We start from the raw sequence: 23,635 nt of genomic DNA on the forward strand, positions 1-23,635 counted from the left end.
GGAATGGGGCCCGAGCGCAGAACCGTTTCTCTCCGGCGCGCGACGCTAGTGCCGCGCCACCCGCGAAGGGACGTCTCCTGACGCCTCCTTGACGGTGCGGCCCGGGCTTCTTGACGCTTCCTTAACGTCCACCGCGGGAGTGGGGGTACCTGCCCTCGAGCCCGTTGCGACGTCAACCACACTGCGCTGCCGGAACGTTCGTCCAGCTGGAGCGATTACGGTCCGACGCCGCCGCCACTACGCTACGTCGCATGACTTCTTCGGAGACGGCCCCCGGGCGGGGTACGGCGGTGGTGATCGGCGGCGGGCTGGCCGGTGTGGTGGCGGCGTGGGCGCTGCGGGGCTTCGCCGAGCGGATCGTCGTGGTGGAGCGGGACCGGTACCCGGAGGAGCCGGCGTTCCGGGCCGGGGTGCCGCAGGGCCGGCACGCGCACCTGGTGCTGGAGGCGGGCCACCGGGCGCTGGAGGAGCTGATGCCCGGCATCAACCAGGAGCTGACGGCCGCGGGCGCGCATCGGGTCTCCACCTCGGGTGACCTCAAGTGGCTCAGTTCGGCCGGGTGGATGATCGACTACCCCGCCCGGATGACCTTCCTCTCCTGCACCCGTCCGGTGCTGGACAAGCTGGTGCTGGACCGGGTCCGCACCGAGCCCTCGATCGAGTTCCTGGAAGGCACCGACGTGGTCGGCCTGCTCGGCTCCGCGCAGGCGGTGACCGGGGTGAAGCTCCGCGAGCGGGGAGCCGGGCGCGGCTCGGAGCAGGAGACGGAGCGCGACTCGGCGCACGACGCGGCGCACGACTCGGAAGGCGGCTCGGAACGCGGCTCGGAACGCGGTGAAGTCCGGGATTTTCCTGCCGAGTTGGTGATCGATGCCTCCGGCCGATCGACCTCCGTGCCGAAGTGGCTCAGCGAACTGGGCTGCCGCCCGGTGCCCGAGGAGCGGGTGGACGCGGGCGTCGCCTACGCCTCCCGGCTGTTCCACCGTCCGCCCGGCGTCGACTTCGGCCACCAGGCGATCTACCTGCAGACCAAGGCCCCGGACAAGCCGCGGATGGGCGTGCTGCTGCCGGTGGAGGGCGACCGCTGGATCGTCAGCCTGGCCGGGATGCGCGGTGCCGAACCCGAGCCCGGCGAGGCGGGCTTCACCAAGCACCTGTCCCAACTGCGCGACCCGGGCCTGAGCGAGATGCTGCGGGAGGCCGAACCCGCGAGCGAGGTGCGCGGCTTCCTCCCCGGCCCGGGCGTGCGGCGCCACTACGAGCGCAGCTCCCCGGCGGGCCTGGTGGCGGTCGGCGACGCCGCGAGCACCTTCAACCCGGTGTACGGCCAGGGCGTCACCATCTCGTTGTTCTGCGCCCAGGTGCTGCGCCGGACGGCCCTGCGGCACGGCGACATCGGGCCCGCCACGGCCCGGGACGCCCGGCGGGAGATCGCGGCGGTGTCCAAGAACGCCTGGATGATGTCCTGCGCCGAGGACGTGCGCTTCGCCGCCACCACCGGCGGACCCACCGGAGCCCTGATCAGGCTCCAGCACCGCTACCTGGACAGGGTCCTGCACGGCGCGACCCGCAACCCCGAGGTCACGGCGGCCTTCCACGAGGTGCTGTCGCTGGTCGAGCCGCCGACCCGGCTGTTCCACCCCTCGGTGGTGGCCGCCGTCCTGCGCGGCTGAGGGACGTCCGTACGGGGGCGCGCACCGGCACTCGACCGGTGCGCGCCCCCGTGCGGCGGCCGCCCGGTCCGAGCGCTCCCGTTAATTCGGATGCGTCCGTTCCGAGCCGCGGCTACCCTGGCCGACATGTCTACGCCCCGAATTTCCTAGCTGACGGACCGCCTCCACGCCACCCGTGTGTCCGCTAGCTGTTTCGGAGCGTTATCCCGTGATCACCACCCATGGTGTCGACGTGCGCGTCGGCGCCCGCCTGCTGCTGTCCGACGTCACCCTGCACATCGCCCCCGGCGACCGGATCGGCCTGGTCGGCCGCAACGGCGCCGGAAAGACCACCCTGCTCGCCACCCTCGCCGGGCAGCTGCCGCCCGCCGCCGGAACGGTCACCTGCACCGGCCCGGTCGGCTACCTCCCGCAGGACTCCCGCGCCGCCGACCCGGCCGTCACCGTCACCGACCGCATCCTGTCCGCCCGCGGTCTGGACGCCGCCGTGCGCGCGCTGCGCGCCGCCGAGGAGGCGATGGCACTGGCCGGCTCCCCCGCCGAGGAGCGTCGGGCGATGGACGCCTACACGCGCGCCGACGCCCGGTTCCAGTCCTGCGGCGGCTACGCGGCCGAGGCCGAGGCCGCCAGGGTCGCGGCCGGGCTCGGGCTGCCCGCCCGGGTGATGGACTCCCCCGTCGGCACGCTGTCCGGCGGCCAGCGCCGCCGGGTCGAGCTGGCCCGCATCCTGTTCGCGGACCACGGCACCCTGCTGCTGGACGAGCCCACCAACCACCTGGACGCCGACTCGATCACCTGGCTGCGCGGATTCCTCGCCACCCACCAGGGAGGGCTGGTCCTGATCAGCCACGACCTCGGCCTGCTGGAGGAGACCGTCAACCGGGTCTTCCACCTGGACCCGCAGCGCGCCGTGATCGACGTCCACAACACCGGCTGGCAGGCCTACCTGGCCCAGCGCGAGGCCGACGAGCGCCGCCGCACGCGGGAGCGGGCCAACGCCGAACGCAAGGCCGCCGCCCTGCACGCCCAGGCCGACCGGATGCGGTCCAACGTCGCCACCGCGACCACCGCCCGCAGCATGGCCCGCCGCGCCGACCGGATGCTCGCCGAGCTCGAACCCGTCCGGCAGGCCGAACGCACCGCCCGCATCCGGCTGCCCGAGCCCGCGCCCTGCGGGCGGATGCCGCTCGGTGCGATCAGCCTCACCAAGGCCTACGGCGGCCGGGCGGTGCTGAGCGGCCTGGACCTCGCCGTCGACCGCGGCGGCCGACTGGTCGTGCTCGGCCTCAACGGCGCCGGGAAGACCACCCTGCTGCGCATCCTGGCCGGCCACGAACAGCCGGACACCGGGCGGGTCGTCCCCGGAACCGGCCTGCGGCTCGGCTACTTCGCCCAGGAACACGACACCCTGGACCCGGCGCTCAGCGTCCGCGACAACCTCGCCCTGGCCGCACCCGACCTGACCGACGGCGAACTGCGGACCGTCCTCGGCGCTTTCCTCTTCCGCGGCGACGACACCGACAAGCCCGCAGGCGTCCTCTCCGGAGGTGAGAAGACCCGGCTGGCCCTGGCCGCCCTGGTCCACTCCGGGGCCAACGTGCTGCTCCTCGACGAGCCGACCAACAACCTGGACCCGGCCTCCCGGGCGGAGGTCCTGGCCGCGGTCGGCACCTACCCGGGCGCGATCGTGATGGTCACCCATGACCCGGGCGCCATCGAGGCCCTGCGGCCCGACCGTGTCCTGCTCCTGCCGGACGGCGACGAGGACCTCTGGCACGACGAGTACCTGGACCTGGTCGCCCAGGCCTGACGCCCCGCTCGGCCCGCCGGCCTCCCCGGCGGGCCGAGCTGCGGACTGCGGCGGGCTTCGGCGGGCCGAGCGACGGGCTGCGGCGGGCCGGACCGGGGCTTGGGCGCGCCCCGGCGGCCCGTCATGGCTTGCGTGCCTCGCTCAGGAAGCGCGCCGAGTGGACGACGAACGGCCCCTCAGCCCGGATCAGGGCGTCCAGTTCACGCAGCCGGTCCGGGTACGCCTCGACGCCGGCGTCGAACTGCCTGAGCAACGGCATACCGATCACGGACGTGGCGGAATGGATGGGCCACCGAAGCGTCGATGTTGAAGCCGCCGATGCACGGCGAGAACACGTAGCAGGCGGAGGCGTCGAGCGTGGGGGTGCCGCCGACCTCGACGTAGAGGGTCTGCCCGGCGGACAGCCCGGTGACCGTGCCCGAGACCTGCGCGCCGCGGCCGCCGGGCGTCTTGTTGACACCCTCCAGGCCGCCGGCCGCGCCGATCGCCGTGACGTCGACCTGGGTGACGCCGCTCGGGACGGTGAACGTCTGCTCGGCGCCCGTGAAGGCGAACGTACAGGTGGTGGTGGGGCCCGAGACCGTGCAGGTGCCCTGCGCGTGGGCGGTCCCGGACAGCGCCACCGGGGCGATGCCGGCGACACAGAGCATGCTGGCCGCAACGGCCAGCGCGGATCCGCGGCGACCGGCCGAACCGGCACGGCCCCCGCTCGTACCCGGGCCCGGCTGACCGGCGGCAACCGGCCCTTCGCACTCCAGGCTGGCGACCCTTATCGCCCGCCCGGTCGGCGGCACCGAGCGGGCGGACGGCAAGGGTCGCCAGCCGCCGATGGCCGTCACCCCCGCTGGGTGACGGCCACCGAACAGGGCTCACACCGTGGTCACTAGCACGACCACGGCGTGGTGACGTGGCCCGTCACGGTGTCAACCGCCACCGTCCTGCCCTCGCTGGGAATGCAGAAGTAGTAGGTGGGATGCGGGTTCTGCACGACGGGCTCATTGAGGTACAGGGGCTTGAACGCGCCGGTGTGCCCGGCCTTGACGGCCAGATCGTGGGCCTGGACCTCCGTCATGGTGAACGGGGAGATGGCCTGGATCCCGATCGGGACGCTCCACGGCTGCGTGCGCTGGTACTGACCGGTGGTCGAGTACTTGTACTCGAAGGACGGCTCCGAGTCCTTGGCCCGGAAGCGGATCCACCAGGCCTGGACGTCGTTGGGGTTGGTCGTGGGTGTCAGCAGGACGGCGTCCGCGTCGTAGAACTGCGAGCCGGGGTGCTCCTGCTGCGCCTTCACCTTGGCCTCCCGCACGATCTGTGTGAGCGGGAGGTGGGGTGCCGCGCTGGCGGTGGACGGGGCGATCGGCAGCAGCGACAGGGCCGTGGCGGTCGCGGCGAGCCCGATCCGTGCCCGAAGGCGGCGGCGTGATGTCCGGCACCCGTTCAGTGCGGGTGTCGCGGGCGTGCGGGCGGTGCGCGTGGTGTTCATGTCCTTCATCTCCTTCGACCCGGACCCTGCGTGGTCACGGTGGAAGTCGACTGCCGGGTTCGGCGTGGGCGGTGGCCGACGGGCGAGAGGTCCTCGGCCGGGCTCCGCGGGGATGCAGCCTCCCGGGGTCCAACGGTAGGAAGGTCTCCGGGCGCCGTCTCCTGGCCGTCATCCTCGCTGAGCCGAACAGGCGAACCTCTCACCCGGAGCGATGCCCGTCCGGGGTTTTGCCGCGCGGTCCCGGCCGGTGGGCCCGATCCTGTGCCGCTCCTTGATCATCGCTGACTGTTACAAGGTGGTGACACGATCTTCTCGAAGTAGGCGTCCCAGCCGTCGTACTCGGGGTTGGTGGACTCCTTCCACGTCTTGGTGCGCTGGAAGGTGACGCCTCGTCGGGCGAGCAGCCAGCGCAGGGCCTCGCGGCCGATGCGGATCACCCGGCCGTGGACCCGCCGAAGATACTCTTCCGCGAGCACCCGCAGACGGCGCGGACGGCCGGCTACTCCCCGGCCGACGAGGATCGGGCGACCTTCAGGTCGCGCCGGCTCGTGACACGCAGCCGATGGGCGGGGCTGCCGTGAGTGCGCCGTCGGCTGGACACGCCCCCGGCGTCAGCCGTCCGCGACGGCCTTCGCCCAGCCCAGGGCGACCGTCTCCTTCGCCTTCTCCGTCTGCGCATCCGTCGGGAACTCGGGCGTTCCCTCAACCGTCGGCAATCTTGCGAAGGCGGCCTCGTCGAGGGTGCCGTCCTTCTTCATGACGTCGAGGAGCACAGGGCGGGCGTAGCCGTTGAGCCGGAGGTTCTGACCCTCGGTGCTGAAGAGGTACTCCTGCCACAGGCGGGCGGCCGCCGGGTGCGGGGCGTCCTTGTTGATCGCCAGCGCGTAGTACTGGGCGAAGCTGCCGTCGAAGGGGATCGAGACCTGCCAGTTGACGCCTTTGCTGCGGAGCTGATCGGTGTAGTTGAGGTTGACGAAGTCCCAGTTGATGCTGATGGGCGTCTGGCCGCTCGCGACCGTGACCGAGGTGGCACCGACCGGGTTGAGGTTGCCCGCCTGCTTGAGCTTGGCGAAGAAGTCGAGGCCGGGCTGGATGTTGTCGAACGATCCGCCGTTCGCCAGGGCCGCCGCGTAAACGCTGGCGAATCCGGTCTCGGAACGGGTGGGGTCGCCCTCAAGCGCGACCTTGCCCTGGTAAGCGGGTTTCAGCAGATCCGCGAAGGTCTGGGGACAGATCTCGACGCGGTTCGCGTCGCAGCCGATGGAGATGTAGCCCCCGTAGTTGTTGGACCAACGGGCATGCGGGTCCTTCTGGTTGCTCGGGATCGAGCTGTACGCGGCGACCTTGTACGGCGCGAGCAGGTTCTGCGGGCCTGCTGCCCGGGCGAACGTGTCTCCCACGTCGATGACGTCGGGGGCACTCTGCTGTTTCCCGTTCTTCTTGATGGCGTCGATCTCGTCCTGGCTGTGACCCAGAGGATCGTCGACCGTGACCGTGATCCCGTACTTCTTCTCGAAGCCGTCGATCAGGCCGCCGTAGTCGGCCCAGTCGCGGGGGATCGCGATCGCTCTGAGCGTGCCCTCCTTCTTCGCCGCGGCGGTCAGTGCGTCCATGCCGCCCACGTCCCTCGCGGAGGTGGCCACCGACGGATCCTTGGGGGCGGCGGGCGGTGTGTGGCCGCACGCACCCAGGCCCACGGCCAGGAGGACCAAGCAGCCGGAGACGGTCGCCGCTCGGGCACGGGATGCGGTCACGATGACTCCAGACGTCTTTCGGTGGTCACGCGCGGGTTCTCGCCGGGACCTTTCACTGCCGGGGTGGCGCTCTCATGGAGGTGTTGTTCGGCCCAGATGACTTTGCCGTTGGGGGTGTAGCGGGTGCCCCAGCGCTCGGAGAGCTGGGCGACCAGGAACAGCCCCCGCCCGCCCTCGTCGGTGCTGACCGCGTACCGCAGGTGCGGGGAGGTGCTGCTGCCGTCGGAGACCTCGCAGATGAGTGCCCGGTCACGGAGCAGCCGGAGCTGGATCGGACCGACGGCGTACCGGATGGCGTTGGTGACCAGCTCGCTGACGATCAGCTCGGTGGCGAAGGCCATCTCGTCCAGCCCCCACTCGGTGAGCCGTTCCGCGACGCCGGCCCGGACCCGGGCGACGGCGGCCGGGTCGGCCGGGACGTGCCAGGTGGCGACCCGGTCGGCCGGCAGCGCCCTGGTCCGGGCGACCAACAGGGCGATGTCGTCGGTCGGGTTGGCCGGCAGCAGGGCGTTCAGCACCGCCTCGCAGGTGTCGTCGGGGCTGCGGTCGCCCTGGCCGAGGGTGGTGCGCAGCAGTTCGAGGCCGACGTCGATGTCCCGGGAGCGGTCCTCGACCAGCCCGTCGGTGTAGAGGACCAGCCGGGTGCCCTCCCGCAGCTGTAGTTCGGCGTTCTCGAACGGCAGGTCGACCAGACCGAGCGGCGGCCCGGCGGGCAACTCGGGGAACTCCACCGAGCCGTCGGGGTGGACCAGGGCCGGCAGCAGGTGCCCGGCCCGGGCTACGACGCAGCGCAGGGTGACCGGGTCGTAGATGGCGTACAGACAGGTCGCGCCGGTGATGGCGTCGCTGTCCTTGGCTGCCCGGTCCCGGTCGATCTGGTTGACCAGGTCGTCCAGGTGGCCGAGCAGTTCGTCCGGGGGCAGGTCGAGGGAGGAAAAGCTGTGCACGGCGGTGCGCAGCTGGCCCATGGTCGCGGCGGCGTGCAGGCCGTGGCCGACCACGTCGCCCACCATCAGGGCGACCCGGGCCCCGGGCAGCGGAATCACGTCGAACCAGTCGCCGCCCACGCCGGCCTCGGCGGGCAAGTAGCGGTAGGCGACGTCCAGGGCGCTCTGCTCGGGCAGTCGGCCGGGTAGCAGGCTGTGCTGGAGGGCGACGGACATCCGGTGCTCGCGGGTGTAGCGGCGGGCATTGTCGATGCCGACAGCGGCCCGGGCGACCAGCTCCTCGGCCAGCGAGAGGTCGTCCTGGTCGAACGGCTCCGGTGAGGCCGCGCGCCAGAAGGCGGCCACGCCGAGAACCCGGCCCCGGGCGAGCAGCGGCACGCTCAGCAGCGAGTGGATGCCGTGGTCGACCGTGCGCTGGGCCCGGTCCGGGGCGTCGTCCTGCCGGACGACGGCGCTGGTCAGATCCGCCTCGATCACGGACTCGCCGTGATGAAGGCTGCGGCCGAGCGGGGCGGTGGGATCGATCGGAATGGTCGCACCGACGGGATGGAACGGCGTGTCCGCGTGGACGCCGCTCAGCCCGGCGCGCCGCAGTCGGAGGATCCGAGTGCCGGTGGGCTCGTCGCCGTGCAGGACGGGCTCCGCGAGGTCGACGGTGGCATGGTCGGCGAAGCTCGGGACGGCCGCCTCGGCGAGTTCCTGGGCGGTGCGCACCACGTCGAGCGTGGTGCCGATCGTGCTGCCGGCTTCATACAGCATCTTGAGGCGCTCGTTGGCCGCCTCGGCCTTGTCGGACAGGGCTCGCAGGTCGGTGGAGTCACGCAGGGTCGCGACCCGCCCGGGCGGTCCCCCGTCGCGGTCGGTGGCCCGAATGTTCACCGAGAGAAGGCGGTCGCCGGAGCCGACCACGCCGTCGGTGACCACTCGCCCCGAGGCCAGCAACTCGGCGACCGGGTCGCCCAGGCCCAGCTCGGTGATCGGACGGCCTTCGCAGTCGACGGGCAGGCCGAGCATCCGGGAGGCCTCGTCGTTGGCCAGCAGCACGCGGCCGTCCTCGCCGAGGATCAGCACGCCCTCCCGGACCGCGTGCAACACGGCGTCGTGGTGCTCGTACATCCTGGTCATCTCGGCCGGGCCCAGGCCGTGGGTCTGCCGCTGCAGCCGACGGCTCACCAGACTCGTCCCGCCCGCACCGATGGCAAGAGCCAACGCGGCACCGCCGAACAGGACTGGCAGCTGCTGGTTGACCCTGTGCTGTACCTTCCCGACCGTGACCGGGGAGGAGACGATGGCGACGACGGAGCCGTCGGCGGCCTTGACGGGTACCGCCGAGATCACGGAGAGGCCCAGCGATCCGTGGAAGGTGCTGGTGAAGGGCTTGCCGGTCGCCGCCTGCGCGTAGGGACCGATGACGTGCTTCCCGATCTGGTTCGGGTCGCTGTGGGTGAGCGTGATCCCGTCCAACCGGTAGACGATGATGGCATCCACGCCGGCGGCCTTCCGGGCCGCCTCGGCGTACGGCTGCAGGGCTGCGGTCGGGTCGGGACTGCTCAGTGCCGTCAGGATCCCCGGAGAGTTCGCGAACGCCTGCGCCGCCGCGAGCGTCCGGCTCTGGGCATCCGCGGTGGCGTCGCGCCGAGCCCCGACCACGAGAGCTCCCAGCGCGGCGGCGACGATCAGCAGCATCACCGCCAGTTGCAGGAGGAACACCGGGCCGGCGAGGCTGCGCGGGCTCAGCAGGCCCTTGAACAGCCGCCCAGGCCTTCCCGCACCCGGCCGACCGGGTTCTTGGCGTCCTTGCCCGCTGCGCCGCGGGCGAGCAAGCCGCCCGGGCACATCAGGACTTCGCTGCAAGTCGACCAAGCCAGGCCCAGCCTTGTTCCAGGACAACGGGGACAAATACCATTGTCAACGCCAAACGGCCCGAGTTCGACCGTCGGCTTGCGTTCTGCGGGTCTGCCGCCGCATCCAGCCCGGCAGCGGGAAGAACTCTCCGGGCGGTTGCGGGTCTCGATCACACCGCCCGTGTAGAGAAGCAGCAGGTCGCCACGGGTGAAACGGACGGATTCGACGCTGTAGTCTCCACCGATCAGCTCCGCGAGGTCGAGAAGCGGCGAGGGAGCCGTGGGCTGCAGGATGCCCAGCGGCCCGGCGTGCAGGAGCAGCGGCGATCTTGGGGCGCAGAACGGCGTCGACCTGGTCGCCGGTCAGGCCGGCCAGCGGGCGTCGGCGGTGACCCCGGCCGCGTGCACCACGGCGGTCAGCGGGCGGTCGGCCGGGAGGCCGGCGAGCAGCGCGGCCACGGCGGCACGGTCGGCGGTGTCGCAGGCGACGGCGGTGGCCCGGGCGCCCGGCGCGGTGAGCTCGGCGAGGAGTTCCCGGGCCCCGGCGCCTCCGAACCCCGGCGGCTGACCAGCAGGAGGTTCCGAGCACCGTGCCGGGTGACCAGATGGCGGGCGACCAGCCCGCCCAGGGTGCCGGTGCCGCCGGTGACCCGGACGGTGCCGGGGCCGTCCAGCCGGGCGGGCATGGTCAGCACCGCCTTGCCGATGTGCCGGGCCTGTTGCACGTGCCGGAACGCCTCGGGGGCGCGGTGCACCGGCACCGGTTCGCCGGTGACGGTCGAGTGGAACGGCACCCGGGCCGGGAGCGGGCGACGTCCCAAGTGCGGACCACACACCGTCCGGCGCGGTTCCGTGGACGGCATGGAACGCGTGGGTCGGCCCGCCGGACGGCCAGGGTCTCCTGCGCGGCGGGCGACAAGCCGGCCCGCTAGCAGCCGGCGCAGTTCCTCCGGCTCCAGGGCCTCGACCTAGTGTCGAGCGACGACACCAGCGGACACCGATCCGTCAATTTGGACATTGCGGCCAAATCATCGCTTCCCCGATTATGCTCTTGTGGATCCCCGAGTCGAGGATGACGCTGGATGTAGAAGCACATCGAAAGAAGGTGTGACCATGTCATTCCTCGCAAGTATCCGTTCCTTCGTGCGCGACGGTGGAGACCACGGCGGTCGCGGCGGTTACGGCTTCGACGACTTCACGCGCCACGGTGGAGACCACGGCGGTCGCGGCGGTTACGGCTTTGACGACTTCATGCGCCACGGTGGTGACCACGGCGGCGACTACGGCGGCGACTACGGCGGCGACTACGGCGACTGGGGCGACTAGTTGCCGTTAGTATCTGTACGAATCCACTCTGAGAGCGGGCCGGGCATCTGTGCCCGGCCTTGCCGCTGGGTCGGGGGACCGGGTTCGAGGCGAGCGGGAAGACCGTGAGATGACCAGGAAACGCTACCTGCGGTCCGTGCTGCGACGGTTTCTCACGGTCGCCGAGACCGCCGACCCAGCCGTGGTCCCCACCGCACCGCCGATTCCACTCCGGGAGGTCTTCCAGCGTTTCTGGCCGTACACCAGGGGCGGCCGCCGCTGGCTGGTGGTGCTGCTGGCGCTGGTCGCGGTGGCCCCGGCGATCGAGGTGGCGGAGATCTGGCTTTTCAAGATCGTGATCGACGACATGCTCATTCCGCACCGGCTGAGCCTGTTCTTCCCGATCGCCCTCGCGTACGCCTTGCTCGCCCTGCTCTCCGGAGTACTGGGATTCGCCGACCGGGTGACCTCCACCTGGGTCAGCGAGCGGTTCCTGCTCATCCTGCGGTCGGACGTCTTCCGGCACCTCCAGGGCCTGTCACTGGGGTTCTTCGAACGGCGGCGGCTCGGCGACGTGCTGTCCCGGGTGACCGGCGACGTCGACGCGGTCGAGACCTTCCTGCTCTCCGGGCTCGTCAGCGCGGTCAGCCAGGCGATGCGGCTGGGCATCTACGTCGGCGTACTGCTGGTGCTGCGCTGGGAGCTGACGCTGACCGCACTGGTCGCCGCACCGCTGTTCTTCCTCACCGCCCGCCGCTTCGCGAAGCTGATCCGGGCGGCCTCGCGCGAGCGCCGCAGGCGCGCCGGTTCGATCAGCGCCGTCACCGAGGAGTCACTCGGCAACATCGCGCTCGTCCAGGCGTACAACCGCCAGGACTGGGAGCACGCCAGGTTCCAGCGCGAAAGCGTCGGTCGCTACCACGCGGCGATGGCCTCCGCCCGGATCGGAGCGCTCTACGGGCCGACGGTCGACTTCATCGAACTGCTCGGTGGCATGGTGGTGATGGGGCTCGGGGCCTGGGAGCTGGTGCACGGACGGCTCACGCTCGGCGGGCTGATGGTCTTCCTCGCCCTGCTGAGCAGGCTCTACGGCCCGATCCAGGGCATGTCCGGACTCGGCACCACCTTCTACGCGGCCTCCGCCGCCGCCGAGCGGATCATCGAACTGCTCGACCAGCGCCCGCAGGTGAGCGAGGCGGCCGCCCCCCGGGCGATCGGCCGCACCCAGGGCGAGATCGAGTTCGACGACGTCACCTTCCGCTATCCGGAGACGGAAGTCCCCGCGCTGTCGGGCGTGTCGTTCAAGGTGGCGCCCGGGGAGATGCTGGCCCTGGTCGGCGCCAGCGGCGCGGGCAAGTCCACCGTCGCCAAACTGCTGCTGCGCTTCTACGACCCGCACGGCGGCACGGTCCGGCTGGACGGCCTCGACCTGCGCGAACTGGCCCTCACCCAGCTGCGCGAGAACGTCGCAGTGGTACTCCAGGAGACCCTGGTCTTCCACGGCACCGTCCGGGAGAACATCGCCTACGGACGCCCGGAGGCGAGCGAGGCCGAGATCCGGGCGGCCGCCCGGGCCGCAGACGCCCACGGGTTCATCAGCCTGCTCCCGGACGGCTACGACACCGTGGTGGGCCAACGCGGCCGGCTGCTCTCCGGCGGCCAGCGCCAGCGTCTGGCCATCGCCCGCGCGATGATCCGGGACGCGCCCGTCCTCGTCCTGGACGAGCCGACCACGGGCCTGGACGCCGAGTCGGCCCGGCGGATCATGGGCCCGCTGCGCCTGCTGATGGCCGGCCGCACGACGGTCATCATCTCGCACAACCTGCTCACCGTCCGAGACGCCAACCAGATCGTCCTGCTCGAACAGGGCCGGCTCGCCGCCCACGGCACCCACGACGAACTCATCGCCCGCAGCCCCGCCTACGCCGCCCTCCACCGGCTGCACCACCCGCCGGACGCCCCCGCCACGTCCGTCTCCTGAGCCCTCCGAGCCGCGGCTTGAAGGCGGCACGCCCCGGTGGCCGGCGCAGAGTCGGTCTCGGCCGCACGCCACCGGGCTGACCGCCACGCCGGACAGTCGCCGAGCCACCCCTCGGCGACCTCGGCGAGCCGTGCCGGGACCGGCGGCGTGCGGCCGAGGCCGTGGACGGCCTCGGTCAGCCCGAGCACAATCACCGGAGCGGACCTCCGTCCACGGTCTCCCATGTCATCGGTCCCCGCAGCGTCCCCGGGCCCGTAGCTCCGCTCCGGACGCGTCCCCTCAGCCTTGCGGGCGATCTACCCGCTCTCGTCGAGAGCGAGTCGCGGAGTTCGGACACTCTAACCGAAAAAGTCACTGATTAGTTCGCTGCTCTCTAATCGTGGCAACACCGATCCCTCGAGCGATGGGGGTGCTCTTGCGATGAGCAACAACCGCCCTCAATCTCCGCCTGAGTTTCGGCGGATTTCTGGCACGGCCTGCCGGGCAGCTTTTCTCGCGCCGATTTCGCGCCTGTATTTCACGGGGCAGAGGGCAGGCCGTTCGGGCCGGGGCTGGCGCTTCGGCGGGGGCGGTCTCGCCAGTTGGCGCGTCCGGCGACGCGCCACGCAGCGGGCGGTGCGGAGTTGAGGCCTGCGGCGGGCCGGGGATTGCCGGTCACGACCGGACGGGCCGCGGCGGCACCTCGTGTTCGGGCGGCCCTGCGGGCCCTGCCGGAGTAGGGGTCGGTGCGGCGGGGACTCAGACCGTGACGGCGGCGGCCCGGGCCTCCATGTCGCCCAGGGCCACGAGGTAGCGCTCGGCGTCCAGGGCGGCGGTGTAGCCGGCCGGGCCGGAACCGATGACGACGACCTCGCGCACCTGGCGCCGGTTTCGGAGTTCGTCGACATGTTGGTGTCTGTTCTCCTGCTCAGCAGCGTCCTTGGTGTCGGTCCCGGCGATCAGGCCCTCGATGAGGCCCTTGGTCTCGTCGCAGATCGGGCGGACGGCCTCGAACGCCTTGGCCTGCCGGGTCCTCGCCGGACGCCAGATCCACCCCACCGGCCAACAACGGGCTGCGGACTTCGCCGGGCAGCGGGTCGTCGTGGTGGGCGGCGGCAACTCGACTGACGGCCTCCACCGCCGAGTGTGCCGTGACCTACTTGACAGCTGCGCTCGGTCGCGTGCGGTTCCTCCCAGCGAGCGGCCTCCTCGGAACGGGACTCCTCCAGGAAATCCGTTTCGCTACACGAAGTGCGCTGTTCGCTCACATACAGTAACCAACGGGTTGCATCCCTTCCGCCATCCCCCGGCAGGTGCAACGCGGTTGTCTGTCTTGTCTGAAAATGCCACCCGGCCTGGTCCTGGATCGCACCCGTTCGTGGGGCCGGGGACGTGCAGAAGGAATGATGGTCATGAATGCGAGTTCCTCTCCCCCGGTCCGGCGGTCGCGGACGGTGTGCCTGGCCGCTGTCGCCGTTGCCGCAGCGCTCGCACTGCTCGGCGCCTGCGGTGGGTCGTCACACCCCAGGTCTTCCGGCGCGCTGAGTCCGGCACCCGGCCAGACCCTGCCGGGATTTCCCGGCGCCTCCGGAACGAACGGTACGGTTACGGCCAGCCCGCCATCAGGCACATCCTTGACTTCGCCCAGCGGCCAGCCGTCCGCTCCAGTGGGCGCCAACGCGGTGACGATCAAGAACTTCGCGTTCGCCCCGGCCACGCTGACGGTCAAGGCTGGCACGAAGGTGACCTGGAGCAACACCGACCCCGACGCTCACACCGTCACCAGCAAGCAAGGATCGGGCGGGCCGCTGCAGTCGACAGCGCTGGCCACCAATGACGCCTACAGCTACACGTTCACCCAACCCGGCAGCTACGCCTACTACTGCACCATCCACCCGTTCATGACCGCCACCGTGGTGGTGACCGCATGACCGAGGACACCCGCGACTCCAACGGCGACGGCGAGCACGGCATGACCCGCCGCCAGCTCATGCGGCACTCTGCCTGGTTCGGTGGCGCCGTGGTCCTGACAGTCGTCGCAGGGGAGGTGATCAGTCACATCCCTGGTTCGGCGAGTGCGGCCCCGGCAAGCAGCGCGGACCTGCGGTTCGTGCAGGTCTCCGACAGCCACATCGGCTTCCAGGGCCCGGCCAACATGGACGTCACCGGGACGTTCGCCGACGCGATCAACCAGGTCAATTCGCTGGGTTTCAGGCCGGACTTCGTGATGCACAGCGGTGACCTGACGCATCTTTCCACCCCCGACGAGTTCGACCAGGTCAAGCAGATGATGTCGCAGCTGGACACGGACCGGGTGTTCACCGTGCCGGGCGAGCACGACTCGATCGGGGACAACGGACCACGCGCGTACCGGCAAGCCTTCGGCAGTAACACCGTCGGCGACGGCTGGTACAGCTTCGACACCCACGGCGTGCACTTCATCGCGCTGGTCAACACACTTCACCTGGAGCAACTCGGCCACCTGGGCAACGATCAGATCGACTTCGTGCGCAGGGACATCGCCGGCCTGTCGTCGGACACCCCCATCGTCATCTTCAGTCACATCCCGTTGTTCGCCATGTACCCGGCGTGGGGGTGGGGCACCGACGACGCGGTGCAGTTGCTCTCGATGTTCCGGCGCTTCTCCTCGGTCACCTGCCTCAACGGGCACGTCCACCAGCTGTTCAGCAAGACCGAGGGCAACATCACCTTCCACTCGGCCCGCCCCACCTGCTATCCGTTCCCCAAACCCGGCCAAGGCCCCGCCCCACTGCCACAGGTGCTGCCCGCCGGACGCCTCAAGGACGCACTCGGCATCCGCACCGTCAACTACTGGCAGGGCAACCACGCACTGGCCGTCAAGGACACGAAACTCTCATGAACACCCGGATCCTGCCCGCCCTCGCCCCGCGCCTGGTACTCGCCGCCACACTCGCGGCAAGCGGATACATCCACGCCCAGCTCTACATCAACGGATACCGCTTCGTCCACATCATCGGCTCGCTGTTCCTGCTGCAGGCCAGCACCGCCTTCGCGGTGGCCGCACTCCTTCTGCTGGCGGCACCCCCACCCCTGCGAATCGCCGCCACGACGATCGCCATCTGCACGCTCGCCGCTTTCGTCGCATCCCGCACCACCGGACTGTTCGGATTCTCCGAGAACGGCCTGCAACCCGCCCCACAGGCCCTGCTCAGCCTCATCGCCGAGACGCTCACCCTGCTGATCCTCGTGGCCTGGAAGGCAACCGAGGTCGCGGCGGCAAAATCGGGAGTCGGGGTGGCCGAGTACGTGACCGGCCTCGCTCACCCCGCAGAACACCGACGGCTCTACGACGTCCTGTGGCTCCTCCTGCCCGTGGCGGTGGTGGTCGGCCTCTTCTGGTTCGGCCGGGCACACACACCCAACTACGAGACCAGCCTCTTCGGGAACCGCGGCAGCGACGCACAACTGCTGAAAGCCCAAATGGGCTCCGCACTCATGGGCCTGGCGCTGATCCAGCTCTTCCTCGCCCTATGGATCTACGGCCGTCTGCCCGCACTGCGAGCCGCACCGCACCGGGTCCACACGACGCACCGCCTCATCGGCCTGACCGCCTTCCTCCTCTCCCTGCCCATCGCCCGGCACTGCATCACCGCCTACGGCGTCCAATTCACCCCCACCCGCGTGGCGCTGCACTCGCTCACCGGCTGCTTCCTCTACGGGGCCTTCGTCGCCAAGGTCATCGTGGTCCGCCACCGCCGATGGCCCGGCTGGGCACTCCCCCTGGCCGGCGGCACCCTCGTCACCGCGATCGCCCTGATCTGGTACGCCGCCCCACTCTGGTACCTGAACGGACTCCAGGCACCCGGCCTGTGAGCAGCACGCGGGCGCCTCTCCCGACGGCCAACATCGCGTTCCCGCGCGGCGTGGCCCTGCTCATCCCCGGCCTGCTGACCCGTGCGGGGTACTCCGGCAAGAAGGTGGAGCGGGCGGCTGAGCATGCCGAGCGCTGATCGGACAATGCTCCCGTCACCGTGGCACACAGCCAAAGGCCCGACTTCGGAGCGCCACACCGTCGGGAGATGCGGAATCCGCCGCACCGACGGACGTCCAGGCGCCCCGAAGGCCCGGACGGCTCGGCGCTCTCCGGGTCCGTCAAGCGCTGACGGCCAGTCGGCGGCCCTGCTCCAGGAAGGCCGTGACGCGGATGGCACAGCCGCGTCCCCGGCCCGTGGGGGCGGCACCGAACGGGGCGTTCCAGCAGTCACCCGTCGCCGAGAAGCTCCGCTACGGCCGGACGGCAGGAGACGGCCCCAGGGCCCGGCTGGGCCACAGCACCGCCCGGCCGGGCCCTGGGGCCGACAGCGAGGTGCTCGGCGCACGTCCGCGACGAGGAGGAGGACCCATTCCCTCCGAGGCCTGCTCATCCGATCAGCCCGTCGGGCCAAAGCTCGCGCCCACCCGCCCCACCCGAACGCACGCAGACAACAAGCTGCTCGCCGCCGGTACCGGCTCCGTGCCCCGCCGGTAGGACGATGGTCAAGTAACTGAATGAGCCCGGTGATGCGGGGCAGGCGTTGCGGACCGAGGCCAAATGCCGATGATCCCTGGAGGCGTGAATGATGCCCGTATCCATGGTCCTGCTGGTGGTCCCCATCGCGCTCGCGATGGTCCTGATGGCGACCGCTCCCTCGTCCGCCCGTCGCGGTCGCCGATTGCGAGCCGCCATAGTCCGGCCCGACCAGGTCCGCGGGCCGCGCCACGCCCGGACCTCGCGCTGAGACGGAATCGGGGTGCCGGTGCGCGGGCGGATGGGCGGAGCCGAGCGCCGTGTCTGCCGGGCGGCGCTCGGTAGGCGCCGCGTGCAACCAGCCGGGAATCGGGTTCTTCGGTGGGCGCCACCGTCGCCGCCGGTGCCCGTCGCGTGCTGGATCGCACAGATGCGCCGCGGTCTGCGCGCCGGCCCCGGAGTTGTCGGTTGCGGCCCCCGGAGCGCGGCCCGGTCACACTCGGGCTTCGCCGACCACGGGGCTGGGCGGTCGCTTCGACGCGGTGTGGGTCTTCACCTGGGCATCGGGCGGCGGCACGACCTCTGGCCAGAACCCACAGATGCTGTTGGCCGGCGGCCTTCTGACCGCGCTCGCCTGGTCGACGGCGGCGTGTGTCCGACTGATCGGGTAAGCGCTGAGGCAGGATGTCGGGCAACGATTCTCTGGGGGCCTTGCGCAGTGACCATGACCATGAGTGTGCTGCTGGTGTCGGTGGGGCTGGCGGTGCTCCTGGCCCTGCACCCGCCTGGGCGGACGTGCGTGTGGCGTCTGTCTGGCGGCCGGACTGCGACTGGGAGCCCGCGGGTGGAAGCGGCGGGCCGGCGGTGAGCGCCGGTCCCGGTCTGCCGGGGGCCCTGGCGCATCTCGAGCCGTTGCTGGACCGGGGAGGATACGCCGCCCTGACGCTGCTGGTGGGCCTGGACAACGTACTCGTGCCGGTCCCCGGGCAGACGGTGCTGATTGTGGCCGCGGTGTATGCGGGCAGCGGCCGGATGAACGTGGTCCTCGTCGCGCTGGTCGCCTGGGCAGCCGCCACCGCGGGCGCTGAGGGAGCCTACGTGCTGGGCCGCCACCAGGGCAGTGCGCTGATCGAGCGCTACGGGCGCTACGTGGGCCTCACCACGCGGCGATACGAGCGGGCGGAGGACTTCTACCGTCGTCGGGGCCTGCCGATCGTCTTCGCCGCCCGGTTCGTCGACGTGCTGCGCCAGACCAACGGTCTGCTCGCCGGCGCCAATCGCCTGCCCCACACCCGGTTCTGCGTCGCCAACGCGGTGGGCGCTGCCGTGTGGACCGCAGTGTGGGCCGGGCTCGGCTACGGCGCCGGGACCGATATCGGCCCGCTCTATCACCAGGCCGTGCGTTACCAGCTCCTGCTCCTGCCCGTCGCCGCGCTGCTCGTCCTAGGACTTGGTGTCCACGCACTGTGGCGACGACGTCGGCGGCGGGCGGACGACGACCCCGCGACCTCACGGCGCCCTGAACACCGGGTGGGCAGCTGACGCCGGCAGTCGCCCCCGCGGTGGGCACCACCGTGACCTGAGTACCGGCTGCGGGACTGGCCGGTGCAGCCGACCGCGGCCACCTTGCCTCCCCGGGGTGCTTTGTGTGCCGGTCGGGCATGGGCGGGCGGTCGAGCGGTTATACGCCCCCCATGACTGAGAGCCAACCCGTGGATTCCGCGGTGACAGTGGGAGTGCGGAAGGCCGCCGAGGTGGAGCGGGCCTGTGCCGAACTGGAGGCGGGCGCGGGGGCGCCCAACCATCAGACGCAGTGGTCCAGGGGGGCCCTGGCCGGTTACCTGTGGGCGTTGGGCCGCGGCGACGGCGCTCCGGTCACCGGGGTGCGGACCGAGGGCCTGCCCGGGAACGACGTGTTGACCGCGGAGGTGGACGCGGCGAACGTGGCCCTGGAGAACCAGGTGGAACGTACCGTGCCCCGTGATTACAGCCAGGGCGTCCACGACGCGCTGGCCTGGGTGTGCGGCCACACTGACAGCCGGCCCTGACTCAGGACTTCCCCTCCCGGAAGGCAACCTTGGGCCGGCGGCACGGGAAGGGACGCCGGCTGCCGCACCAGGAGCGTTGTTGCTCAGCCGTTCGCGCTGCTCGCTTGCTGTCCAGGCGTGTTCAGTGGGAGTGCCTGCGCCTGAGCGCGCGCCGCACCCTGAGAACCGGCCCCACCCAGGGCACGAAGCGCAGCAGGCTTCCAGCAACCCAGCCGACAGAGCGATGGCGCTCGGGCGCGTGGGCAGGATGGCGAACATGACCCCACGGCATCGCAGAATCCTCTCCTCTTCACACAGTTTGGGTACTGGACGGCTAGCGTCTGCCCTGTGAGCGGTGATCCGGGCGCCGAGCCGGTACTCGCCGAGGGCTTCGCTTCGCCTGGTGGATGGCCGCCCGTTTGCGGCGCGGTCGCAGAGCCGTCTCGGCGACGGGTGCGGCCGCTTCGCCGCGGCCGCCGCACTGACCGACCCGCGCGCGACGATTCGGACCCCACCGCCCGCGAAGTCGCCCGCCCCGCGACCGAGCTCAGTGAGCGCGTACCCGTCGGCGCGGCCGGTTCTCCTGCCCGGCGGGCGGTCAAGTGGCAGTCCGGGGGTCGGAGCGCAGCCTCGCCAGAGCATCGGGCAGGAGGCGTTCGGCGGTATCCAGGGCCCAGGGGCTCACCGCGGCAACGGTGATGGCTGCGCCGACGCCGGTCCAGGCGACCGGTCCCAGTGGGGTGCAGCCGAAGAAGTGACTGAGCAGCGGAGTCTGGACGATACCCACGAGGACGGCCGCAGAGCCTAGGGTCGTGGCCAAGACCAACGGGCTGTGTTCTCTGCCCGCGAGGGTTTGGGGGAGTGGGGCGCCGACCACTCCGCACAGGGCCATGGTGCCGGTGCGTCGTGCGCTGCCGGGGGTGAGGGAGCCGATGAGCCATGCGGTGGTCGCGCCGAGGCCGGTGATCACGCCCCGTTGGCGGATCTGGCGGGTCAGGGGGATCCGCCGTCGGGCCGGGCGCCCGCCAGCGTCACTGGCTCTAGCAGGTTCGGAGAGGGCCAGGAGGACAGGCGAAAGAAGCAGAGCCGCCGTACGCCCTGCCTGAACTCGCCTGCGCGGGGTACTCGCCCCCACATCGGGTGGTCGGGCACAGGCGTGGAAGTCCCGCCGCCAGGAATTCACAGGGACAGGAGGGGAGTGCCGTGTCGCGCACGCAGCCGCACCATGCCAGCTCCGCCCCGAGCGCGGACCACCTGGGCCAGGAGCCGGTGGCCGAGCTGGTACAGCAAGCCTCGCAGCAGCTCACCGAGCTGGTGCGAGGCGAACTGCGCCTGGCGCAGGCGGAGATGAAGGAAAAGGGCAAACTCTACGGCAAGGGCGGCGGCCTGTTCGGCGGCGCCGGCGTGGTCGGCTTCCTGATGGCCCAGGCGCTGGTCGCCACCGTGATCGCCGCACTGGCGGTGGCGCTGCCGGTATGGGCGGCTGGGCTGGTCGTCACAGCGGCGCTGGCTGTGATAGCCGCGCTGATGGCCGTGAGTGGAAAGAAGCAGGTCGACCAGGCCGGGCCGCCCACGCCCAAGCAGACCGTCGAGAACGTGAAGGCCGACGTGGCCGAGATCAAGGAGAGTGCACACCGATGACCCAGCCGCCTCACGACGAACCCATCGCCTCCAGCGTCGAGGAACTGCGCGAACAGGCCGAGCGGACCCGGGCAGAGCTCGGAGAGACGGTCCAGGCGCTCGCGGCGAAGACCGATGTCAAAGCGCGCGCCCAGGAGAAGGCCGCCGAGGTCAAGGAGCAGGCTGCGGCGAAAGCCGGCGAGCTGAGGGAGCAGGCCGCACTCAAGGCGGGGGAACTGAAGGCAACGGTCGCCGACCTGGCGCACCAGGCGCAGGACCGGCTGCCCGATCCGGTCAGGGACAAGGCCGCCCAGGCCGCCGGGCAGGCCCGGGCCAAGGCCGCCGAGGTCGGTCATCTGTGGGAGGAGAAGGCGCCCGAGCCGGTGCGGGAGAAGACCGCGCGGGGGGCGCAGCTGGCGCGGGACAACCGCACGGTGTTGGTGGCGGCAGCAGGAGTGGCCGTCCTGGTGTGGCTGGCCTGCCGCCGCCGGAAGGGGTGAGCCGGGTGAAGGCATCGAAGATCGCCTACAGGCCGGTCGGTCTCGCGCTCGGCGCCGTCAGTGGCCTGGCTGCGGGAGCGCTGTTCAAGCAGGCGTGGAAGGTGCTCGGTCACGACGAGGACGCTCCGGACGCCACCGACGAAGATCGTTCCTGGCCCGAGGTGCTGCTCGCAGCCACGCTCCAGGGCGCGATCTTCGCCGTGGTCAAGGCGGCCGTCGACCGCGCCGGAGCCACCGCTGTGCGTCGCTTGACCGGAACCTGGCCCGGCTGACGCGGATTAGGAGTCGGGAGCCGAGCACGGTTTACCGCACCGCCTCCATGTCCGCCTGCCGGGGTAGCCGACTAACGGCGGCCACGAGCTGCTGAAGAACCACACTGTCCTCGACCGACCGATGCTGTCCGGAGGGCGGCTCAGGAAGGAGATCCACCTCCGGGTGCGAACGGTACCGGTCGGCCGCCGTCGAAGTCGTCGACGGCGGCCCAGGCCGGACTCCGGCGGGTGGGTGCGGCGGTGGGTCAGCCGACCTGGTGCAGGGCGGCGGCCTCCGTGCGGTGGCTGAGGTGGCTGGTGAGGTCGACGACGCCGTCCACGCTTCGGCACAGGCGCTCGACCACCGGTGCCTGGCCATGGTGGTCGAGCGTGCCGGTGAGGGTGACACGGCCGTTGTGGACCTGTACGTCGAGCGCATCCGGGTCGATGCCGAGGACGCGGCGCAGGACCTCGGCCCGGATCTCCTCGCGGATCGCCGTGTCGTGCCGGAGGAACACGCGGAGCAGGTCGCTGCGGCTGACGATGCCCACCAGGCGGCCGGCCTCGTCGACGACGGGCAGGCGCTTGACGCGCTCGCTCTGCATCAGGCGGGCCGCTTCGACGACCGTCCACTCCGGGCGCGCGCACACGGCCGGGGCGGTCATCAGGCCCACGGCGGTGGTGGCCCGGCTGCGGGCGCGCTCGCGGGGCGGTAGGTCCGGGGTGAGGAGCAGTCCGGCGGGGTCTTCCCGGGCGGCCTCGTTGAGCAGCAGGTCGGCCTCGGAGACCAGGCCGAGCGGCCGGTCTTCCTGGTCGAGGACAGGCACGGCGGTGATGTCGTGCTCGGCGAACAGCCGGGCGATCTCTTTGAACCCGGTGTCAGGCCGTACGTGCACGACGGCCGACGTCATCAGTTCTCCCACGATCCGGTGTCGCATGGTCGGTTCGCTCCTGTTCGATCGGCGGCACGGCCGCGCGTCTGGGTGCTGGGTGTGCGGGTCGCTGCGTGTGCGGCGGGCTGGGTGTGCGGGTGTGGGCCGGCGGGCCGGTGCGCCGGCCGGGTCAGTCGTTCCGGTGGCGAACCACTACGACCGGGCAGGGCGCGTGCTGGACGCAGTGCTGGCCGACCGAGCCGAGCAGGGCTCCGGCGAAGCCTCCGTGTCCCCTGCTGCCGACGACCAGGAGTTCTGCGCCGTGGGCCGCCTCCAGCAGGCACGCCGCGGCGCCGCCCTCCTGCACCCGGGCCTTGATCTCGACGGCAGCGTCGCGGTCGGTCGCCTCCGTGACGCTGTCGTCGAGGATCTTCCGTGCGATGCCCGGAAGGTCCTCGTAGGCCTCGATCGGCACCGTCCACCCGGTGGCCACCGGGTGTTGCCACGCGATCAGGGCCTCCACCACGGCGCCCTGCATGCCGGCCTGGCCGATGGCCCAGCGGAGTGCGTCGACCGATGCCGGCGATCCGTCGACACCGACCACGATCCGCTGCTGCCGCATTCCATCCTGCTCACTCACTGGCCTTCTCCTTCTGTGTTCTCTGTTGGTCTCAACCATCGGCGTCGCAGCGGATGTTGCGAAGGACCGAACGGGTCCCGAAGGGCGGGACCTTCAGCCCGACCGTTGCCCGGTACAGGGATGCGGATTCCCTTGCCGAAGGCAATGCCATGCGGTGCGCTCTCGGGGCTGCTGGTCCCGCCTGGACCGCACGAGCGGCCGGGGCCTGCGCCGGGATCCGCGTCCTGCCCTCAGCGCCCCTTCCTCGGCACGACGATCAGCAGGCACTCCGTGTGCTCGACACCAGCCGCAGCGCCAGGGCCCGGCCGGTGCGGGCGGCCTCGTCCGCCGCCCAGGTGACGGCTCCGAGGCCGGCCGCGGAGCAACCGACGCCGATGACCACGGGCCCGGGCACGGGCACGACGGCCCGAAAGTCCCGGTCCGCCGGTCCCGCGCACCCGGGATGCCACCGGGACCG

General features: G+C 71.3%; 21 protein-coding genes and 3 pseudogenes. 13 read left to right on the forward strand and 11 right to left on the reverse strand.

Annotated features, from left to right (window positions below; translation table 11 throughout):
* Positions 1-251: 251 nt before the first annotated feature.
* Together BOQ63_RS08000 and BOQ63_RS08005 are read left to right on the forward strand one after the other, a co-directional pair.
* Positions 252-1,673, forward strand: coding sequence for an NAD(P)/FAD-dependent oxidoreductase (locus BOQ63_RS08000; protein ID WP_030284691.1), 1,422 nt, complete (start codon positions 252-254; stop codon positions 1,671-1,673).
* Between the two features lie 208 nt (positions 1,674-1,881).
* Positions 1,882-3,483, forward strand: a complete 1,602-nt coding sequence (locus BOQ63_RS08005) for an ABC-F family ATP-binding cassette domain-containing protein (protein ID WP_191093529.1) — start codon at positions 1,882-1,884, stop codon at positions 3,481-3,483.
* Between the two features lie 200 nt (positions 3,484-3,683).
* On the opposite strand, the gene BOQ63_RS08010 is transcribed toward BOQ63_RS08005, so the two are convergent.
* The 6 genes and pseudogenes from BOQ63_RS08010 to BOQ63_RS08035 all read right to left on the reverse strand — a co-directional run.
* Positions 3,684-4,133, reverse strand: coding sequence for a hypothetical protein (locus BOQ63_RS08010; protein WP_030284687.1), 450 nt, complete (start codon positions 4,131-4,133; stop codon positions 3,684-3,686).
* 233 nt (positions 4,134-4,366) lie between these two features.
* Positions 4,367-4,969: a hypothetical protein gene (locus BOQ63_RS08015; RefSeq protein ID WP_143174673.1), complete on the reverse strand. Its 603-nt coding sequence runs from the start codon at positions 4,967-4,969 to the stop codon at positions 4,367-4,369.
* 332 nt (positions 4,970-5,301) lie between these two features.
* Positions 5,302-5,433, reverse strand: a pseudogene (locus BOQ63_RS08020) (IS630 family transposase); the annotation flags it as partial.
* A gap of 147 nt (positions 5,434-5,580) precedes the next feature.
* Positions 5,581-6,723, reverse strand: a complete 1,143-nt coding sequence (locus BOQ63_RS08025; protein WP_030284683.1) for an ABC transporter substrate-binding protein — start codon at positions 6,721-6,723, stop codon at positions 5,581-5,583.
* Complete coding sequence (locus tag BOQ63_RS08030) at positions 6,720-9,380, reverse strand: SpoIIE family protein phosphatase (protein ID WP_454129661.1); 2,661 nt, start codon at positions 9,378-9,380, stop codon at positions 6,720-6,722. The genes BOQ63_RS08025 and BOQ63_RS08030 overlap by 4 nt, the downstream gene beginning before the upstream one ends.
* A gap of 450 nt (positions 9,381-9,830) precedes the next feature.
* Positions 9,831-10,182 (reverse strand): annotated as a pseudogene (locus BOQ63_RS08035) (SDR family NAD(P)-dependent oxidoreductase); the annotation flags it as partial.
* Positions 10,183-10,627: 445 nt separating this feature from the next.
* Between BOQ63_RS08035 and BOQ63_RS08040 the strand changes: the two are divergent.
* The gene (locus BOQ63_RS08040) at positions 10,628-10,840 is read left to right on the forward strand and encodes a hypothetical protein (RefSeq protein ID WP_191093690.1); all 213 of its coding nucleotides are present in this window, start codon (positions 10,628-10,630) and stop codon (positions 10,838-10,840) included.
* A 109-nt stretch (positions 10,841-10,949) separates the two neighbouring features.
* A complete protein-coding gene (locus tag BOQ63_RS08045) occupies positions 10,950-12,800 on the forward strand; it encodes an ABC transporter ATP-binding protein (protein ID WP_079183519.1) in 1,851 nt (616 codons plus the stop codon).
* Positions 12,801-13,538: 738 nt separating this feature from the next.
* On the opposite strand, the gene BOQ63_RS08050 is transcribed toward BOQ63_RS08045, so the two are convergent.
* The gene (locus BOQ63_RS08050) at positions 13,539-13,838 is read right to left on the reverse strand and encodes a hypothetical protein (RefSeq protein ID WP_072653945.1); all 300 of its coding nucleotides are present in this window, start codon (positions 13,836-13,838) and stop codon (positions 13,539-13,541) included.
* 575 nt (positions 13,839-14,413) lie between these two features.
* Between BOQ63_RS08050 and BOQ63_RS08055 the strand changes: the two genes are divergently transcribed.
* The 6 genes from BOQ63_RS08055 (at position 14,414) to BOQ63_RS08080 (ending at position 19,316) form a co-directional block, all read left to right on the forward strand.
* A complete protein-coding gene (locus BOQ63_RS08055) occupies positions 14,414-14,710 on the forward strand; it encodes a cupredoxin domain-containing protein (RefSeq protein ID WP_030284671.1) in 297 nt (98 codons plus the stop codon).
* The gene (locus BOQ63_RS08060; protein ID WP_072653946.1) at positions 14,707-15,660 is read left to right on the forward strand and encodes a metallophosphoesterase family protein; all 954 of its coding nucleotides are present in this window, start codon (positions 14,707-14,709) and stop codon (positions 15,658-15,660) included. Before BOQ63_RS08055 ends, BOQ63_RS08060 begins: the two co-directional genes overlap by 4 nt.
* Positions 15,657-16,634, forward strand: coding sequence for a DUF6529 family protein (locus BOQ63_RS08065; RefSeq protein ID WP_223885869.1), 978 nt, complete (start codon positions 15,657-15,659; stop codon positions 16,632-16,634). Before BOQ63_RS08060 ends, BOQ63_RS08065 begins: the two co-directional genes overlap by 4 nt.
* The gene (locus BOQ63_RS08070; protein WP_167395714.1) at positions 16,631-16,771 is read left to right on the forward strand and encodes a hypothetical protein; all 141 of its coding nucleotides are present in this window, start codon (positions 16,631-16,633) and stop codon (positions 16,769-16,771) included. The genes BOQ63_RS08065 and BOQ63_RS08070 overlap by 4 nt, the downstream gene beginning before the upstream one ends.
* A gap of 1,361 nt (positions 16,772-18,132) precedes the next feature.
* The gene (locus BOQ63_RS08075) at positions 18,133-18,810 is read left to right on the forward strand and encodes a DedA family protein (RefSeq protein ID WP_046386102.1); all 678 of its coding nucleotides are present in this window, start codon (positions 18,133-18,135) and stop codon (positions 18,808-18,810) included.
* 182 nt (positions 18,811-18,992) lie between these two features.
* Positions 18,993-19,316 carry a hypothetical protein gene (locus BOQ63_RS08080; protein WP_143174674.1) on the forward strand — a complete coding sequence of 108 codons (324 nt, stop codon included), beginning with the start codon at positions 18,993-18,995 and terminating at the stop codon, positions 19,314-19,316.
* 577 nt (positions 19,317-19,893) lie between these two features.
* Here the strand turns inward: BOQ63_RS08080 and BOQ63_RS08085 are convergent.
* A pseudogene (locus BOQ63_RS08085) lies at positions 19,894-20,313 on the reverse strand (cation transporting ATPase C-terminal domain-containing protein); the annotation flags it as partial.
* A gap of 251 nt (positions 20,314-20,564) precedes the next feature.
* Here BOQ63_RS08085 and BOQ63_RS08090 point away from each other — a divergent pair.
* From BOQ63_RS08090 to BOQ63_RS08100, 3 genes are read left to right on the forward strand one after another with little or no spacing between them, the layout of a single operon-like run.
* Positions 20,565-20,936, forward strand: coding sequence for a phage holin family protein (locus BOQ63_RS08090; protein ID WP_072656184.1), 372 nt, complete (start codon positions 20,565-20,567; stop codon positions 20,934-20,936).
* Positions 20,933-21,415 (forward strand): DUF3618 domain-containing protein, encoded by a 483-nt coding sequence (locus BOQ63_RS08095; protein ID WP_046386103.1) that lies wholly within the window; start codon positions 20,933-20,935, stop codon positions 21,413-21,415. The genes BOQ63_RS08090 and BOQ63_RS08095 overlap by 4 nt, the downstream gene beginning before the upstream one ends.
* 5 nt (positions 21,416-21,420) lie before the next feature.
* Positions 21,421-21,687, forward strand: coding sequence for a DUF4235 domain-containing protein (locus BOQ63_RS08100; protein WP_030284659.1), 267 nt, complete (start codon positions 21,421-21,423; stop codon positions 21,685-21,687).
* 245 nt (positions 21,688-21,932) lie between these two features.
* Here BOQ63_RS08100 and BOQ63_RS08105 read toward each other — a convergent pair whose 3' ends face one another.
* From BOQ63_RS08105 to BOQ63_RS08115, 3 genes are all read right to left on the reverse strand, one after another.
* Positions 21,933-22,604, reverse strand: a complete 672-nt coding sequence (locus tag BOQ63_RS08105) for a CBS domain-containing protein (protein ID WP_072653948.1) — start codon at positions 22,602-22,604, stop codon at positions 21,933-21,935.
* A gap of 124 nt (positions 22,605-22,728) precedes the next feature.
* Positions 22,729-23,160 carry a universal stress protein gene (locus BOQ63_RS08110; protein WP_030284654.1) on the reverse strand — a complete coding sequence of 144 codons (432 nt, stop codon included), beginning with the start codon at positions 23,158-23,160 and terminating at the stop codon, positions 22,729-22,731.
* A 274-nt stretch (positions 23,161-23,434) separates the two neighbouring features.
* Positions 23,435-23,572, reverse strand: a complete 138-nt coding sequence (locus BOQ63_RS08115; protein ID WP_167395715.1) for a hypothetical protein — start codon at positions 23,570-23,572, stop codon at positions 23,435-23,437.
* Positions 23,573-23,635 lie beyond the last annotated feature (63 nt).

The sequence above is a fragment of the Streptomyces viridifaciens genome (assembly GCF_001888885.2).
GTDB lineage: Bacteria > Actinomycetota > Actinomycetes > Streptomycetales > Streptomycetaceae > Kitasatospora > Kitasatospora aureofaciens.

What these genes read in the sequence shown, in the direction of transcription:
- BOQ63_RS08095 (WP_046386103.1), top strand. Translation starts at nt 20,933, where the DNA reads ATGACCCAGCCGCCTCACGACGAACCCATCGCCTCCAGCGTCGAGGAA.
- BOQ63_RS08065 (WP_223885869.1), top strand. Translation starts at nt 15,657, where the DNA reads ATGAACACCCGGATCCTGCCCGCCCTCGCCCCGCGCCTGGTACTCGCC.
- BOQ63_RS08045 (WP_079183519.1), top strand. Translation starts at nt 10,950, where the DNA reads ATGACCAGGAAACGCTACCTGCGGTCCGTGCTGCGACGGTTTCTCACG.
- BOQ63_RS08000 (WP_030284691.1), top strand. Translation starts at nt 252, where the DNA reads ATGACTTCTTCGGAGACGGCCCCCGGGCGGGGTACGGCGGTGGTGATC.
- BOQ63_RS08015 (WP_143174673.1), bottom strand. Translation starts at nt 4,969, where the DNA reads ATGAACACCACGCGCACCGCCCGCACGCCCGCGACACCCGCACTGAAC.
- BOQ63_RS08110 (WP_030284654.1), bottom strand. Translation starts at nt 23,160, where the DNA reads ATGCGGCAGCAGCGGATCGTGGTCGGTGTCGACGGATCGCCGGCATCG.
- BOQ63_RS08040 (WP_191093690.1), top strand. Translation starts at nt 10,628, where the DNA reads ATGTCATTCCTCGCAAGTATCCGTTCCTTCGTGCGCGACGGTGGAGAC.
- BOQ63_RS08105 (WP_072653948.1), bottom strand. Translation starts at nt 22,604, where the DNA reads ATGCGACACCGGATCGTGGGAGAACTGATGACGTCGGCCGTCGTGCAC.
- BOQ63_RS08060 (WP_072653946.1), top strand. Translation starts at nt 14,707, where the DNA reads ATGACCGAGGACACCCGCGACTCCAACGGCGACGGCGAGCACGGCATG.
- BOQ63_RS08010 (WP_030284687.1), bottom strand. Translation starts at nt 4,133, where the DNA reads ATGCTCTGTGTCGCCGGCATCGCCCCGGTGGCGCTGTCCGGGACCGCC.